The organism is Loktanella sp. R86503 (assembly GCF_042466455.1).
Classification (GTDB): domain Bacteria; phylum Pseudomonadota; class Alphaproteobacteria; order Rhodobacterales; family Rhodobacteraceae; genus Loktanella.
This window is the reverse complement of the sequence record NZ_JAXHCI010000002.1, coordinates 1,982,403-1,998,686: the sequence shown is the minus strand read 5'-3', so window position 1 is coordinate 1,998,686 and position 16,284 is coordinate 1,982,403. Positions and strand designations below refer to the sequence as shown.

Sequence of the window (16,284 nt, the reverse complement as noted above, 5' to 3'; positions counted from 1 at the left end):
AGGTCATAAATTGTGACCTAAGCTGCATCTATCCGCAAATTGCGCATAGGAGGTGCACGATGAGCCGGGACAAGATCTCTCTCAATGACCGATTTGATCTGGACGTCAGTCCGGTTCTTTTGAACGGCACGCAGGCGCTGGTGCGCCTGATGCTGATGCAGCGGGCGCGTGATGCACGCGCGGGGCTGAATACCGCAGGCTATGTCACCGGCTATCGCGGATCGCCGCTGGGGGCGGTGGATTTGCAGATGACAAAGGCGGCCAAGGCGCTGGAGGCCGGACAGGTGACGTTCCAGCCGGGTCTGAACGAAGACCTGGCCGCAACCGCCCTGTGGGGCAGCCAGCAGGCAGAGCTGCGCGGAGAAGGAAAATACGACGGTGTCTTTGGCCTGTGGTATGGCAAGGGCCCGGGCGTGGACCGGTCCGGCGATGTGATGCGTCACGCCAACATGGCAGGCACATCCCCGCATGGCGGTGTCATCATGGCGATGGGGGACGACCATACCGGCGAAAGCAGCACAACCTTGCACCAGTCCGACTGGGCGATGGTCGATGCTTACATGCCAATTGTGTCGCCAGCGGGCGTGCAAGAGGTGCTGGATTACGGCCTCTATGCCTGGGCGCTGTCGCGGTATGCGGGCGTCTGGGTGGGCCTGAAGACGATGAAGGACACGATCGAGGTCACATCCGTGGTGGACGGCGATCCGCACCGGCTTGATTTCGTCACCCCCGATATGCCGCTGCCGGATGGTGGATTGAATATTCGTCTGGTTGATACGCCCGTGCTGCAAGAGGCGCGGATGATCGACCACAAACGCTTTGCCGCAGAAGCGTTTAGCCGCGCCAATAAAATGGACCAGCGCAAGTGGGGCAAGCCGGGGGCCAGGATCGGCTTAGTTGCGGCGGGCAAGAACTGGCTTGATCTGGTACATGCCCTGTCGCTGCTGGGGATCGACGAGGCAGAGGCCGCGCGGCTGGGGATCACCACCTATAAGGTGGGACAGGTCTGGCCGCTGGATATGGCCAGCTTTCATGAATGGGCGACAGGCTTGGATCTGGTCGTTGTGGTGGAGGAAAAGCGCAAGCTGATCGAGGTTCAGGTCAAAGAGGCGCTGTTCGATGACACCAACACCCGCGTTTACGGCTGGCACAAGGGGGATGAACATTCCGAAGGGCGGCGCGAAGAAGTGTTCCCGACCCGCTATGCCTTGGACCCGATCTGGATCGCGGAAAAGCTGGGCGGGATATTGACCGAAGAAGGCTGCGGATCGTCCGGCGTCACCGCAGGGCTGGCGCAATTGGCTGAATCACGCCGCGCAGACAATGTGCCGGAATTGGCGGCACGGTTGCCTTACTTCTGCTCGGGCTGCCCGCACAACTCCTCTACCCGCGTGCCAGAAGGATCGCGGGCCTACGCGGGGATCGGCTGTCACTACATGGTGCAGTGGATGGACCGGGACACGGTCGGCTTTACCCAGATGGGCGGCGAAGGCGCGAACTGGGTGGGCGAAGCGCCATTCAGCAAGACCGGCCATGTGTTCCAGAACCTTGGGGACGGCACCTATAACCATTCGGGTGTGCAGGCGATCCGCTTTGCGCTGATGGCGGGGACAACGATCACCTATAAGATTTTGTTCAACGATGCCGTCGCCATGACGGGCGGGCAGGGCAATGATGGCGGGCTGACCGCTGACCAGATCGTCAGGGAACTTGTCGCCATGGGCGTTCGGGACGTTCGCGTCGTCTATGACGAAAAGGAAGATGTGGACGCCGCCCTGTTTCCGAAGGGCGTGCCGCTGACAGAGCGGGCAGAGCTGCCGCGGGTACAGGCGGAGCTGGCCAAAGTGCACGGTGTGTCGGCGCTGGTCTATATCCAGACCTGCGCCGCAGAAAAACGCAGACGCCGCAAGCGGGGGCAGTTCCCCGACCCGGACAAGCGCGTCTTCATCAATACTGACGTCTGCGAAGGCTGCGGCGATTGCGGGGTGCAGTCCAACTGCGTGTCGATCGTGCCGGTGGAAACGGAACTTGGCCGCAAGCGGGCGATTGACCAGTCGTCCTGCAACAAGGATTTCAGCTGCCTGAAAGGCTTTTGCCCGTCCTTTGTCACAGTAGAGGGCGCGCAGCTGAAAAAGGCGGCCACCGCGCAGGTTGATCTGCCGGATCTGCCGGACCCCGTGTTGCCCGTGATCCATGGCACCCATAACGTCGTCATCACGGGCGTCGGCGGCACGGGCGTTGTGACCATCGGTGCTGTGCTGGCCATGGCCGCCCACCTAGACGGCAAGGGGGCTGGCATGATGGAAATGGCCGGCCTCGCCCAGAAAGGCGGCGCAGTGCATATCCATTGCCGTATTGCAGAGCGTCCCGCCGACATCAGCGCCATACGTGTTGCCACGGGCGAATGCGATGCGCTGATTGGCGGCGATCTGGTGGTCAGTGCAGGGGCCAAGACGATCGGTCTGATGAAAACCGGCCGCACAAAGGGCGTCGTGAATGCGCATGAGATCATTACCGGCGATTTCACCCGCGATACGGAGTTCAAGCTGCCGACAGAGCAGTTGAAGCTGTCGCTTACCGCCCGTCTGCGCGATGACGTGCAGCTGTTCGATGCGACCGAACTGGCCAAGGCCACCATGGGGGACAGTATCTATTCCAACATGATGGTCTTTGGCGCGGCATGGCAGATGGGCGCGATCCCGATCAGCGGTGCCGCGATCCGCGAGGCGATTGCGCTGAATGGCGCGGCGGTCGACCGGAATTTACGTGCCTTTGAATTGGGGCGCTGGGCCGTACTGCACCCTGCTCAGGTAGAGGATCTGTTAACCCCCACCGTGATAGCCTTGCCAAAGTCACTGAACGAAAGGATTGCGTTTCGCGAAGCCCATCTGACAACCTATCAAAACAAGCGGCTTGCCAAACGCTACCGCGCCATGGTCGACCGTTTTGATGACCCCGCCTTGCGCGAAGCTGTCGCTAAGGGCTATCACAAGCTGCTGGCCTATAAAGACGAATACGAGGTTGCGCGCCTGTTGCAGGATAGCGCCGCTAAGGCCCGCGAAGCCTTTGATGGTGATATCAAGGTCAGCTATCACCTTGCTCCGCCGATGCTGTCCAAGGAAGGCGCGGATGGTCGCCCGATGAAGCGCACCTTTGGCGCGGGTATGGGGCGGATGTTCCCGTGGCTGGCCAAGCTGAAGGTGTTGCGCGGCACACCGCTTGATCCTTTCGGCTATACCGCAGAACGCCGTATGGAACGCGCCCTGATCACGCAATACGAAGGTGACATGGCGGGGCTGGGCGCAGTGGCGGCCCAGAACCTTGACGCTGCGGTGGCGCTGGCCGCCTTGCCGCTGACGATCCGGGGGTTCGGTCCGGTAAAGGCTGCAAACGCCGCGCGGGCCGAAAAGGAACGCGAGGTTCTGTTGGCCCGCCTGCGGGATGGGCCATCCAAGATCGCCGCAGAGTAGCGGGGCTTCATAAAACCTTTACCGCACCGTGCGATCCTATCCCCGGATGAGGTAACGCGGTGCGGGACGCTGGCAGACATGGATAAGACGGCCACAAAAAAGATCAGCTATGCCAGTTCCGCAAAGGGGCGGGGCGGGCGCACACTGATCCGCTTGCTGGAAAATGCGACCGGGCGGCCCAAACTGCTGCGGCGGGTGCAGGGCTACGATACGCAGGTCGGGCAGGGCGGCGATGTGTGGGACGTGCTGTCGGACCGCTTTGGTCTGTCCGTGGATGTCATCGGCGGTGCGCTGGGCCATATCCCGCAGACCGGACCGCTGGTTGTTGTCGCAAACCACCCTTACGGCATTTTGGACGGTCTGACACTTGGGCGGATGCTGTCACAACGCAGGGGCGGCGATTTTCGTATCCTGGCCAACAGCGTGTTTGACCAGGCAGAGGATATCAACCGCTTTATCCTGCCAATCAACTTTGACGAAACCCGTGCCGCCGCCGCGCGAAATATCGCCACGCGCCGCGCGGCGCTGGATTACCTTGCCGGGGGCGGCGCGATTGGTGTTTTTCCGGGGGGCACCGTCTCTACCAGCGCTGGCCCGTTGTCCCAGCCGCTTGATCCTGTCTGGCGCAATTTCACGGCCAAGATGATCGCCGCAACGGGCGCGACTGTCGTGCCGGTGTTTTTCGACGGCGCGAACAGTCGCCTGTTCCAGCTGGCCAGTCACCTGAACGCCTATCTGCGCCTTGGCCTGCTGATCCGCGAGTTTCGCACCAAGGTTGATCGCCCGGTGCGGGTTGTGATCGGCAAACCCATCGATCCGGCACACCTGGATGCTTTGCGTCACAACCCCAAAGCATGCATGGATTTCCTGCGCCATCAGACGTATGCTCTGTCCCCAAGACCCATTGATGCGAACAAGCTGGGTCACGAATTCGAGGCTAAGCATAGGGTGCGCCATGGCGGTGGGAATTTTCGACAGCGGTTTGGGCGGCTTGACCGTTTATGACGCGGTGGCCAAGCGGCTGCCGGACTTGCCGCTGGTCTATCTGGGCGACAATGCGAATGCGCCTTACGGCGTGCGCGATTCCGATGACATCTACAACCTGACGACCGCCGCCACGCAGCGGCTGTTCGATGCGGGCTGCGATCTGGTGATCCTTGCCTGTAACACCGCCAGCGCCGCCGCCCTGCGCCGGATGCAAGAAGGTTGGGTGCCCCCCGGCAAGCGCGTGCTGGGCGTTTTTGTCCCCCTGATCGAGGCGCTGACCGAACGGGAGTGGGGCGACAACTCTCCGCCCCGCGAAGTCGCGGTAAAACATGTCGCCTTGTTCGCGACCCCTGCCACCGTGCGCAGCCGCGCTTTCCAGCGCGAGCTGGCCTTCCGTGCTGTCGGCGTTGATGTAGAGGCGCAGGCCTGCGGCGGTGTCGTCGATGCGATCGAGGATGGCGATTTTATCCTGGCCGAAGCGCTGGTGCGGTCCCACGTCGATGCGCTGAAGCGCAAAATGCCGGAACCAGACGCCGCGATGCTGGGATGCACCCACTATCCGCTGATGGCAGAGGTGTTTCAGGATGCGCTGGGCGCGGATGTCAAAGTGTTTTCTCAGGCAAATCTGGTGGCGGAAAGTCTGGCGCATTATCTGGACCGACGACCAGAGATGATTGGCAAGGGCACTCAGTCGCAGTTCCTGACCACGGGCGATCCGAAAAAGGTATCGTCCCGCGCGACCCAGTTCCTGAAGCACAGCATCACCTTTACTGCGGCCTGATGGCGCGGGCGTTGCACACGCCCGTCCCCCGCTTTAATTAACACCCGAAAGGGGACCGACCACATGACCTATAACGTCGCCATTCTGGGCGCTTCCGGCTATACGGGCGCTGAACTTGTACGCCTGATTGCCACCCATCCGTCGATGCGGATTGTCGGGCTGTCCGGTAATTCCAAGGCCGGGATGGCCATGGCCGATGTGTTTCCGCACCTGCGCCATCTGGACCTGCCGGTGCTGACCACGATCGAGGATATGGATTTCGACGGCGTCGATCTGGTGTTCTGCGCGCTGCCCCATGCCACGTCGCAATTGGTGATCAAAGATCTGCCCAAGCATTTAAAAATCGTCGATTTATCCGCCGATTTTCGCCTGCGCGATCCTGCTGACTATGAAAAGTGGTATGGTAAACCGCATGCCGCGCTGGAAATGCAGGCAGAGGCTGTTTACGGCCTGACAGAGTTTTACCGCGACGACATCAAAGGCGCGCGGCTTGTTGCTGGCACCGGTTGCAACGCGGCCACCGGCCAATACGCGCTGCGCCCGCTGATTGCCGCCGGTGTGATCGACCTTGATGATATCATTATCGACCTGCTGGCCGCTGTGTCCGGCGCTGGCCGGTCGCTGAAGGAAAACTTGCTGCACGCCGAACTGTCCGAAGGGGCGCACGCTTATTCCGCGGGCGGCACCCACCGTCATTTGGGCGAGTTCGACCAGGAGTTTTCCAAGCTCGCCGGCCGCCCGGTGCATGTGCAGTTTACGCCCCACCTGATCCCGGCCAACCGCGGGATTCTTGCGACGGTCTATGTCAAAGGCGATGCGCAAACGGTCTATGACACGCTGGTCGCGGCCTATCAGGACGAGCCGTTTATCATCATGCTGCCTATGGGCCAGCACCCGTCGATCAAGCATATTCGCGCCAGCAATTTCTGCCATATCGGCGTGGTCAAGGACCGCATCGACGGCCGCTGCCAGGTCATTGCAACGCTGGATAACCTGACCAAAGGGTCCAGCGGGCAGGCGTTGCAGAACGCCAACCTGATGCTTGGCCTGCCAGAGACAGAGGGGCTGATGCTGGCCCCCGTCTTTCCATGAAGGGGCTTAAGAAAAAGCGCAGGGTGCAGGTGCTGGCGCTTTCGGGGGTCTGCATCGCGGCCGTGCTGGGCTTGCTGGCATCCTTGCCGGACGAGTCGTTCCAGTTTTTCCGCTCACCTTCTGAAGTTGCGGCCGATCCGCCGCGCGAAACGGAACTGTTTCGCATCGGCGGGTTGGTCGAAGGCGGCACCATTATGCGCGGAACGGGCACAGAGGTAACGTTTAACGTCACCGATGGCGGCGCGTCGATCCCCGTTAGTTATAACGGGATTTTGCCGGATCTGTTTGCCGAAGGGCAAGGCATGGTCGGGCAGGGGCGCTACATTAACGGCACCTTTCAGGCTGTTGAAATCCTTGCCAAACATGACGAATCCTACATGCCCAAAGAGGTAGTTGATGCCTTGAAGGATCAGGGCGTTTACAAGGCACCGGACGATACCGTCGCGACCAATTAACCACCTCTAGGCACGCTGCCCCTGTAACCAAAGCAGGGGAACGGCATGCAAAGTGTCCAGCAGATCGCCGCTGATATCGTGCGGCGCGAAGGTGGCTTCGTCAACGATCCGAATGATCCGGGCGGGGCCACAAATCATGGTGTCACGATTCATACGATGCGCCGGCTGGGGCTTGATCTGACCGGTGACGGGCGCGTGGATACGGATGACGTCAGGCAGCTGACCATCGCGCAGGCGCAGGGCATTTTTATCCAGCACTATTTTGATGGACCCGGCATCGCCAAGCTGCCAGTGCCGCTACAGGCCAGCGTGTTCGACATGTATGTGAATGCGGGCAATCAGGCGGTCAAAATTTTGCAGCGCCTTTTCAATCAGATGCGCATCGACGTTCACGTTGACGGTGTGATCGGGCCGCAAACCGTCCGCGCCGCAGCGCAGGCACTGGCGGCTGCGCCGGACCATCTGGTTGACGCCTACGGCATTGCGCGGCGCAACTATTACTATGCCCTTGCGGATACGCGGCTCGCAAGTCGGCGCTATGCCCGGCGCAAGGATGGCGGCAAGGGCGGCTGGATCACACGAGCAGAGGAGTTTATGGCAGAGCGCTATCGCCTGTCCGACGCAGCCCACCGGGCAAGGGTGGCAGCATGGGCATGATGGGCAAGGTTATGGGCTGGTTGTTCGGCGGCGGCGGCGGCTCTCTTGTGCAGACCGTCGAGGCATTTCGCGAAAACAGTGAAAACGGCGCCGCGCGGCTTTCGGATGAAAAACAGGCGACGCTGAACCAATTCGCGGCTGAATTTCAAGGCGGGCGCCGCGGCGTTTTCGACAGCGTTATTGATGGCCTGAACCGTCTGCCGCGACCGATGTTGGCGCTTGGCACCTTGGGGTTGTTCGTGTCCGCCATGGTCGATCCAGTCTGGTTTTCCAGTCGCATGGTCGGCGTGGCCCTGATACCAGAGCCGCTTTGGTGGTTGATGGGTGCGATTGTCAGCTTCTATTTCGGTGCACGCTATCAGGTCAAAGGCCAGGAATTTCAACGCTCTGCCGCGCAGACGGTGATAATGGCGCAGGCATTGGCCAAGGATCAAGGGCAAGAGCCGATCCTTGCCGCGCCAGTCGCCCCGGGCACCGCGTTTAGCGACAATGCCGCGCTGGCCGAATGGCAGGAGCTGTTGCGTGCACAGTGACTGGATGGATGAAATCGAAAAGCGTCTTATCGATTTAGAAACCCATAACGCTGTAAACAGTGTGCACCGCACAAATGTTGCGGATCGTCTTTTGGCGATTGAAGACATGCTGAAATGGCTGGTGCGCCTGATTATCGGCGCTTTGATTGTGGGCGGAATGACCTATGCGATGCAGGGCGGTTTCCGGGTCTGAGACAATGCGGCGCACATTGATTTGTGCGCCGCCCCGTATCCGACAGGAAAGGGATACGCTATAGCTTTGGAATGTTGATAGAACTTGCACACTTCGCCCTGATTCTAGCCTTTATCGTCGCCATTGCGCAGATGATTGTGCCGCTCGTTGGTGCGCAAAAAGGATGGTCTGGCTGGATGGCCTTTGCCGATCCAGCGGCCAATAGTCAGTTCATCCTGACAGGCTTCAGCTTTGCCGTGTTGATGCACGCCTTTATCGTGTCTGATTTCAGCGTCGCGCTCGTTTATGGCAACAGCCACACGGACAAACCGTTGCTCTATAAAATCAGCGGTGTCTGGGGAAACCATGAAGGGTCGATGTTGCTGTGGGTGGTGATTCTGGCGCTGTTCGGTGCCAGCGCTGTCTGGTTCGGCAGCAACCTGCCCGCGTCACTGAAGGCGCGAGTTCTGGCGGTGCAGGCCAGCGTTTCGGTCGCGTTTTACGCCTTTATCCTGTTCACATCGAACCCGTTCACACGGCTTGCACAGGCACCGCTGAACGGGCGCGACCTGAACCCGCTGTTGCAGGACCCGGGGTTGGCGTTTCATCCGCCGTTTCTTTATCTAGGTTACGTCGGGCTGAGCATGACGTTCAGTTTTGCTGTCGCCGCCTTGATCGAAGGGCGCGTTGACGCCGCCTGGGGCCGCTGGGTGCGGCCCTGGACCCTGGCGGCCTGGGTGTTTCTGACGGTCGGTATCGCGCTGGGGTCCTGGTGGGCCTATTACGAGCTTGGCTGGGGCGGCTTCTGGTTCTGGGATCCGGTTGAAAACGCAAGTTTCATGCCGTGGCTTATCTCTGCTGCCCTGCTGCATTCGGCCATCGTCGTGGAAAAGCGCGAGACCCTGAAAAGCTGGACGATCCTGCTTGCGATTCTGGCATTTGGCTTTTCGCTGCTGGGCACATTCATCGTGCGATCCGGGGTGCTGACATCTGTTCATTCCTTTGCCAGTGATCCGGAAAGGGGCGTGTTCATCCTGCTGATCCTGGGGGTCTTCCTTGGCGGTTCGCTAACGCTTTATGCGGCGCGGGCGGGCATCATGCAGGCTCAGGGGGCCTTTGGTACGGTCAGCCGCGAAAGCGCGTTGGTTCTAAACAACATCCTGCTTGCGGTCAGCGCTTTTGTTGTCTTTATCGGGACGATCTGGCCGCTGGTGGCGGAACTGGCCTTTGGCCGGACATTGTCGGTGGGACCACCGTTTTTTGACGCGGCGTTTACGCCTTTCATGGTTTTGCTGGCCATCGTGCTGCCGCTGGGGTCGCTATTGGCGTGGAAACGGGGAAATCTGAACCGTGCCCGGATGCCACTGGCGGGGCTGGCGGTCCTTGCTGCCGCGATGGCCGGCTTGTTCTATGCCATTTACGCAGGCCGTTCGCTGCTTGGGCCGGCGGGGGTGCTGCTGGGCGTCTGGGTTGTTGGCGGTGCGGTGCTTGACCTCTGGCTCCGGTCGGGGCGCGGTAATCTTGTCGACCGACTGGGGCGGGTCATGCGCCTGCCGCGCGGCGATTGGGGCAAGACGGTGGCCCATGCGGGCATGGGCGTGACGATATTCGGTGTGGCAGCGATGACCGCCTGGCAACAGGAAGATATCCGTGTTGTCCAAATTGGCGACCGCTTTGATGTGGGCGCATATAGCTTCACCCTCGACGATGTCGCGCAGGTGGATGGCCCGAACTATGCCTCTACCATGGCGACGGTGACGGCGCGGCGCGGCGACGCCCGCCCCTTTGAACTTCTGCCGGAAAAGCGGTTCTATCAGGTGGCGCAGATGGCCACGACAGAGGCGGCGATCACAAACGGCATCCTGCGGGACCTTTATGTCGTGATTGGTGATCCGCAGACCAACGGCGGTTATGCGATGCGCGTCTATATCAAGCCCTTTGCCAACTGGATCTGGGGCGGGGCCATCCTGATGGCGATCGGCGGTATCATATCGCTGACGGATCGGCGGTTACGCTTTGCGGTCGGTGCAAAGCGTGCAGCGCAGGTGCCTGCGGAATGAAACACCTGATCCTGATCCTGCTGCTTTTGGCCAGTCCCGCCTTTGCTGTGCAACCGTCCGAGATCTTGTCCGATCCGGTTCTGGAATCCCGCGCGCGGGATATTTCTGCCGGGCTGCGATGCCCGGTTTGCCAAAATGAAAGCATCGACGAATCCAACGCGCCGATCAGTCATGAACTGCGTGTCTTGCTGCGCGAACGGCTGGTCGCGGGCGATACGGACCAGCAGGTTGTGGATTTTCTGGTCGCACGGTTCGGCGAATTCATATTGCTGCAGCCCGACCGGCGGGGCGCGAACCTGATTCTTTGGGCGGCGGCGCCGTTGATGCTTTTGATCGCCTTGGGTGTCGGATGGTTCACGATCCGCCGCCGGCCCGCTGCGGCAAAGCCGCTGACCGAAACCGAACAGGCAGAGCTTGATCGGATATTGGGTGCGTGACGTGCGGTTTCGCTTTCGCTTGAGGGCGGCCTTGCTAGTCTGACGCAAACGTCAAAGGAGCCGGCCCATGGAATATAGTGCAATCACAGTTGATGCGCGCGACGATGTTGTGACAATCACCCTGAACCGTCCCGACAAAATGAACGCGCTTAGCACGCAGATGCGGGCCGAAGTCACCCATGCCTTTAAGGCGGCCCCTGACATGGGGCGGGTTGCCGTGCTGACCGGTGCCGGGCGGGCATTTTGTTCAGGTCAGGACCTGAGCGATCAGTCAAGCGGTGCGGTGCTGGACCTGGAACGCACGCTGCGCGACGAATACGTGCCGATGCTGCGCGCCATCATCGACTGTCCGATCCCCACCATCGCGGCTGTCAATGGCCCGGCGGCGGGTGCGGGTGCTAACCTTGCGCTTGTGGCAGATGTGGTCATGGCCTCGACCGATGCTTATTTTGTGCAGGCTTTTGCCCGCATCGGCCTGATCCCGGACGCGGGCGGCACATGGTTCTTGCCGCGCCAGATCGGGCTTGCGCGGGCCATGGGGGCGGCGCTGTTTACTGACAAGATTACCGCGCAGCAGGCCGTCGATTGGGGCATGATCTACGAACTGGCAGAAGCTGCTGACTTCGAAAGTCACTGGCGCGGCCGGGCGCTGCAATTGGCGACCGGTCCGACGCAGACCTATGGCCATATCAAGACGGCGATGCGGGCTTCTTTTGACCACACGCTTGACGATCAGTTGGAGCTGGAGGCCAAGTTGCAGGGCAAATGCGGTTTGACGCGCGATTTCACCGAAGGCGTGGTCGCCTTTATGCAAAAGCGCCCGGCCGCGTTTCAGGGCCGCTAGGGCCGGGCGGGGAACAACGGGCGGCGGCCGGCGTTCATTTGCGAACCTAATTTAGCAGGACCGTGCCATGACTTCGAATACCGCCACCCGCAACGACCCCTTGTTTCAGCCCGTCCAAATGGGCGAAATTGCCTTAGCAAATCGCGTGCTGATGGCCCCATTGACCCGCAACCGCGCCCAGCCTGACGGGGTCCCCGGCGATCTGGCGACCGTTTATTACCGTCAGCGCAGCGGCGCGGGGGTCATCTTTACCGAGGCGACGCAGATTTCGGCTATGGGCAAGGGATACCTTGATACGCCGGGGATCCACACCGAACAGCAGGCCCATGCGTGGAAAAAGATCACCGACGCGGTCCACGCCGAAGGTGGCAAGATCATCATTCAGCTGTGGCATGTGGGCCGGATCAGCCACGTGTCCTTACTGCCGGACGGTACCCAGCCCGTGTCATCGACCGACAAAGCTGCGGAGGGTCAAACCTTTACCGCTAACGGGTTCGAGGATTGCTCCAAACCTGTCGCTTTGACACTCGAAGGCATAAAGCAGACGGTCGAGGACTACCGGGAAGCCGCGCGTCTGGCGAAGCTGGCGGGGTTCGACGGTATCGAAGTGCATGCCGCCAACGGATATCTGATCGACCAGTTTCTGCAGGATGGTGTGAATGACCGCACCGATGCCTATGGCGGCGACATTCACAACCGGATGCGGTTCCTGACAGAGGTGCTGGATGCGGTGGCGGATCATTACAAGCCGTCTGAAACCGGTGTGCGGCTGTCACCGCTGGGGCAGGCCAACGATATGTCCGACAGTGATCCCGAAGGGCATTTTTCCGAAGTTTACAAAATGCTCGACGGCTATCAGCTGGCATTTCTGCACGTGGTAGAGGCGTTTCCCGGCAGCGATGACAGCGCGGGGCGCGATTTGCTGGCGCGGATGCGCGGGCTGTATCGCGGCTTTTATATCGCCAACGGCGGCTATGACGCAAAACTAGCGCGAGAGGCGATTGAAAGCGGCCACGCCGACGCGGTGACGTTCGGGCGCGATTTCATCGCTAACCCTGATCTGCCTAAGCGGTTCAAGCTGGACGCCCCGTTAAATACGCCGGATCAGGATACATTCTATGGTGGCGGGGCAAAGGGTTATACTGACTATCCGACCCTGCAAGAGGTGGATGCCTGATCCAATTTACTGAAACGCCCCGTTCGTGACGGGGCGTTTCTTACTTTATGGCAGAGTGGCCAGGGCACGTTCGGACAGTGCCTTGATCACGACCCTCTCTTCGGCGTCAGGGCTGCGCCCGATACGGCGGTAGGTTGCGCCATCGACGGTGCGCGTTGCCATCTTGTGTTCGATCAGGGCGCGGCGCAGCAGGACGTGATCGCCAAAAACCTCATTGGCTTTCAGCACCGCATTCACATCCTTCTCTGTCAGATCGACACGATCCGGCAGGCGGGTCCAGAACCACGCCAGACACAGGCGTTGCACACTGGTTTTCAGCGGCCAGCGGGTCATGCGGGCGGATCCGTCAAAGACGGCAAGCGCGGCCTTGATCCGGTTCAGGGCCTGTTTATCCAAAGCAGGCAAAGCCGGCGGCTGGCTGGCCTTCAGGTGTTGATGATTGCGATACCCTGCGGCCTGCGCAATCAGGCCAAGGGCTTGGGTCTGCGTGACCTCTGCGCCGGGCCAATGGCTGCGCAGGTGGGTCGCAAATTGCGAAAGATCGTCGATCACAAGCGGGATCGGGGACCGGGACATGACTCCTCCAGTTCTGACGCATGGGATGGGTCGAGAGCCGCCCTTGTCGATCGCAGCGTCACTGGCTGAACGGTCAAAGGTACCTGGCAGGTTTAGCATGGCCTTGCAGCCGGCGGCGTCTGGGCGTCCTGCCGCCCGTATCGCAGTGATAGGCGCAAGGCGGGCCGTCAGGCAAGCTGGAATATACGAAAAAAGCCACGACCCTTCGGCCGTGGCTTTCATATCAATCTTGTAAACGCAGATTAACGCTTTTCGATATCGACGTACTTGCGCTCTGCCTCGCCCATATAAAGCTGGCGGGGGCGGCCGATTTTCAGCTGCGGATCGGACAGCTGTTCCTGCCACTGGGATACCCAGCCGATGGTACGGGACACGGCAAAGATCGGCGTGAACATCGACGTGGGGAAGCCCATCGCTTCGAGGATGATGCCCGAATAGAAGTCGACGTTCGGGAACAGCTTCTTCTCTGCGAAATACGGATCTTCCAGCGCGGCTTTTTCCAGCGCCTTTGCGACCTTTAGCGTCTCGTTGTTTTCGATGCCAAGCAGGTCCAGAACCTCGTCTGCGGATTCCTTCATCACGGTCGCGCGCGGGTCGAAGTTTTTGTAAACGCGGTGACCAAAGCCCATCAGACGGAACGGATCGTTCTTGTCCTTGGCCTTTGCGATATATTCGGGAATGCGGTCCACGGTGCCGATTTCACGCAGCATTTCCAGGCAAGCTTGGTTCGCACCGCCGTGGGCAGGGCCCCACAGGCAGGCGATGCCGGCAGCGACGCAGGCAAAGGGGTTCGCACCCGAAGACGACGCCAGACGCACGGTCGATGTCGATGCGTTCTGTTCGTGGTCGGCATGCAGGGTAAAGATGCGGTCCATCGCGCGGGCAAGGATCGGGTTCACGTCGTATTTTTCCGCAGGCACGCTGAAGCACATGTGCAGGAAGTTCGACGCGTAATCCAGGTCGTTGCGCGGGTACACAAACGGCTGACCGACATGGTACTTAAAGGCCATGGCGGCGATCGTCGGCATCTTGGCGATCAGACGGAAAGCGGCGACTTCGCGCTGCTTGGCGTCGTGGATGTCGGTGCTGTCATGATAGAAGGCAGACATCGCGCCGACAACGCCCACCATGATGGCCATCGGATGCGCATCGCGGCGGAAACCGCGGAAGAACATCATCATCTGTTCATGCAGCATGGTGTGATGCGTCACCAGATATTCAAACTCTTCCAGCTGCTCTGCGTTCGGCAGCTCGCCGTTCAGCAGCAGATAGCAGACTTCAAGGTAGTGGGAATGTTCGGCCAGCTGGTCGATGGGATAGCCGCGGTGCTGCAGCTCGCCCTTATCGCCGTCGATAAAGGTAATCGTGGATTCGGTCGATGCGGTGGACGTGAAGCCGGGGTCGTAGGTGAACACTCCTGCTTGCGCGTAAAGCTTGCGGATATCGATAACGTCCGGACCGGCGGTCGGCGTCAGAATTGGCAGATCAAAGCTCTGCCCGTCAATTGTCAGCGTCGCAATCTTGGAAGTGTCGGCCATGTGAGTCCCTTATGTCTACGACGTCCGTCATGGCGTCGCATATCCTCAGTTTGCTGCCTGTGTGACGCAAAAGCGTGACTGAAACGTAACGATCAGGCAGAGACGGCCCGTAGGCGGGACAAGGTTTCATCCCGTCCAAGGACCAGCATCATGTCGAAGACACTAGGAGAGACCGACCGACCGGCAAGGGCTGCGCGAAGCGGTCCTGCAAGCTTACCCAGTTTTGTATCCCGGGCGGTGGCAAAGGCGGCAACAGCCTCCTCCAGCGTTGTACGATCCCAGCTAACATTTTGCAGGTGCGGCGTCAATTCCGCGAAATATTGCCGCGCTGTGGCATCCAGCAGACTGGCGGCCTTTTCATCAGGCACGATCGGCGTTTGCGCCAGGACAAAGTGTGCCTTTTCAATGATATCGGGAAAGGTCTTGGCCCGTTCCTTCAGGTGGGGCATAGCAGCCAGCATATCCTTTTGCTGACGTGTCGTCAGCGGCAAGGCGCCCGTGGCATCCAGGAAAGACGAAAGTTCCTGCAGCAGCGCAGCATCGTCCATGACGGCCATATGCTGCCCGCAGATATGTTCCAACTTTTTCAGGTCGAACCGGGCAGGGGATTTGCCGATACCGTCCAGATCGAACCATTCCTTTGCCTGCGCATCGGTAAAGAATTCATCGTCGCCGTGGCTCCAGCCTAGACGCGCCAGGTAATTGCGCATCCCGGCAGCGGGAAAGCCCAGTTTTTGGTAATCCGCTGCGGCCGTTGCGCCGTGACGCTTTGACAGCTTCTTGCCATCAGCGCCAAAGATCAGCGGAATGTGGGACAGGACAGGCTTGGGCCAGTCCATGGCGTCATAGATCATGTTCTGTCGAAATGCGTTGGACAGATGGTCATCGCCGCGAATGACATGGGTCACACCCATATCGTGATCGTCCACGACAACGGCCAGCATATAGACGGGCGTGCCGTCGGACCGCAGCAGGATCATGTCGTCCAGCTGGTCGTTCGACCAGGTTACATCGCCCTGCACGGCGTCGGTCAGGGTGGTCGACCCGTCGCGCGGTGCCTTCAGGCGTACGGCATAGGGGGCGTCTGGGTGATCCGCCTCTGCCACATCGCGCCAAGGCGAGCGGAAAAGCGTCGATTCCTTGTTTTCGCGCGCATTTTCGCGAAAGGCTTCGATTTCTTCGGGCGTGCTAAAGCATTTGAACGCTTTGCCGGCCGCCAGCATCTGGTGCGCAACCTCGGCGTGGCGATCGGCGCGGGTGGCTTGGCTGATCGGCTCCCCGTCCCAATCCAGCCCAAGCCAGCGAAGACCATCAAGGATGACTTGCGTGTTTTCAGGGTTGGACCGGGCAATGTCCGTATCCTCGATCCGCAGCAGAAAGGTGCCCCCGTGTCCGCGGGCGTAAAGCCAGTTGAACAGCGCCGTGCGCGCCCCGCCGATGTGCAGCGCGCCGGTAGGCGATGGGGCAAAGCGGGTGACGGGAGGCGTTGGGGACATGGAAATTAA

Annotated in this window: 15 protein-coding genes; 12 read left to right on the top strand and 3 right to left on the bottom strand. The window is 60.4% G+C overall.

All coding sequences use genetic code 11. From position 1 onward, the window contains the following. Window positions 1-59: 59 nt before the first annotated feature. The 12 genes from SJY10_RS10840 (at window position 60) to SJY10_RS10785 (ending at window position 12,665) form a co-directional block, all read left to right on the top strand. On the top strand, window positions 60-3,470 hold the full coding sequence (locus tag SJY10_RS10840) for an indolepyruvate ferredoxin oxidoreductase family protein (protein ID WP_386682450.1): 3,411 nt from the start codon (window positions 60-62) through the stop codon (window positions 3,468-3,470). Window positions 3,471-3,548: 78 nt separating this feature from the next. After that, a complete protein-coding gene (locus SJY10_RS10835; RefSeq protein ID WP_386682449.1) occupies window positions 3,549-4,475 on the top strand; it encodes a lysophospholipid acyltransferase family protein in 927 nt (308 codons plus the stop codon). Continuing rightward, window positions 4,426-5,238: a glutamate racemase gene (murI, locus tag SJY10_RS10830; protein WP_386682447.1), complete on the top strand. Its 813-nt coding sequence runs from the start codon at window positions 4,426-4,428 to the stop codon at window positions 5,236-5,238. Before SJY10_RS10835 ends, murI begins: the two co-directional genes overlap by 50 nt. A gap of 63 nt (window positions 5,239-5,301) precedes the next feature. Beyond that, window positions 5,302-6,330 (top strand): N-acetyl-gamma-glutamyl-phosphate reductase, encoded by a 1,029-nt coding sequence (gene argC / locus SJY10_RS10825; protein WP_386682445.1) that lies wholly within the window; start codon window positions 5,302-5,304, stop codon window positions 6,328-6,330. After that, window positions 6,327-6,785, top strand: a complete 459-nt coding sequence (ccmE, locus tag SJY10_RS10820) for a cytochrome c maturation protein CcmE (RefSeq protein WP_386682443.1) — start codon at window positions 6,327-6,329, stop codon at window positions 6,783-6,785. Before argC ends, ccmE begins: the two co-directional genes overlap by 4 nt. A gap of 45 nt (window positions 6,786-6,830) precedes the next feature. Further along, window positions 6,831-7,442 carry a holin-associated N-acetylmuramidase gene (locus tag SJY10_RS10815; protein WP_386682441.1) on the top strand — a complete coding sequence of 204 codons (612 nt, stop codon included), beginning with the start codon at window positions 6,831-6,833 and terminating at the stop codon, window positions 7,440-7,442. Next, complete coding sequence (locus SJY10_RS10810) at window positions 7,433-7,975, top strand: holin family protein (protein ID WP_386682439.1); 543 nt, start codon at window positions 7,433-7,435, stop codon at window positions 7,973-7,975. Before SJY10_RS10815 ends, SJY10_RS10810 begins: the two co-directional genes overlap by 10 nt. A gap of 4 nt (window positions 7,976-7,979) precedes the next feature. After that, the gene (locus SJY10_RS10805; RefSeq protein WP_386682437.1) at window positions 7,980-8,168 is read left to right on the top strand and encodes a hemolysin XhlA family protein; all 189 of its coding nucleotides are present in this window, start codon (window positions 7,980-7,982) and stop codon (window positions 8,166-8,168) included. 71 nt (window positions 8,169-8,239) lie between these two features. Then, a complete protein-coding gene (locus SJY10_RS10800) occupies window positions 8,240-10,207 on the top strand; it encodes a heme lyase CcmF/NrfE family subunit (protein WP_386682435.1) in 1,968 nt (655 codons plus the stop codon). Further along, window positions 10,204-10,644, top strand: a complete 441-nt coding sequence (locus tag SJY10_RS10795) for a cytochrome c-type biogenesis protein CcmH (protein WP_386682433.1) — start codon at window positions 10,204-10,206, stop codon at window positions 10,642-10,644. Before SJY10_RS10800 ends, SJY10_RS10795 begins: the two co-directional genes overlap by 4 nt. Before the next feature lie 67 nt (window positions 10,645-10,711). Continuing rightward, window positions 10,712-11,488: an enoyl-CoA hydratase-related protein gene (locus SJY10_RS10790; protein WP_386682431.1), complete on the top strand. Its 777-nt coding sequence runs from the start codon at window positions 10,712-10,714 to the stop codon at window positions 11,486-11,488. Window positions 11,489-11,555: 67 nt separating this feature from the next. Next, window positions 11,556-12,665 (top strand): alkene reductase, encoded by a 1,110-nt coding sequence (locus SJY10_RS10785; RefSeq protein ID WP_386682429.1) that lies wholly within the window; start codon window positions 11,556-11,558, stop codon window positions 12,663-12,665. Window positions 12,666-12,710: 45 nt separating this feature from the next. Here the strand turns inward: SJY10_RS10785 and SJY10_RS10780 are convergent, their stop codons facing one another. From SJY10_RS10780 to gltX, 3 genes are all read right to left on the bottom strand, one after another. Further along, complete coding sequence (locus SJY10_RS10780; protein WP_386682427.1) at window positions 12,711-13,241, bottom strand: DUF2087 domain-containing protein; 531 nt, start codon at window positions 13,239-13,241, stop codon at window positions 12,711-12,713. A 242-nt stretch (window positions 13,242-13,483) separates the two neighbouring features. Beyond that, entirely contained in the window at window positions 13,484-14,779 is a 1,296-nt protein-coding gene (locus tag SJY10_RS10775; RefSeq protein ID WP_386682425.1) for a citrate synthase, read from the bottom strand. A 92-nt stretch (window positions 14,780-14,871) separates the two neighbouring features. After that, complete coding sequence (gltX, locus tag SJY10_RS10770) at window positions 14,872-16,275, bottom strand: glutamate--tRNA ligase (protein ID WP_386682423.1); 1,404 nt, start codon at window positions 16,273-16,275, stop codon at window positions 14,872-14,874. Between the last annotated feature and the right edge of the window lie 9 nt (window positions 16,276-16,284).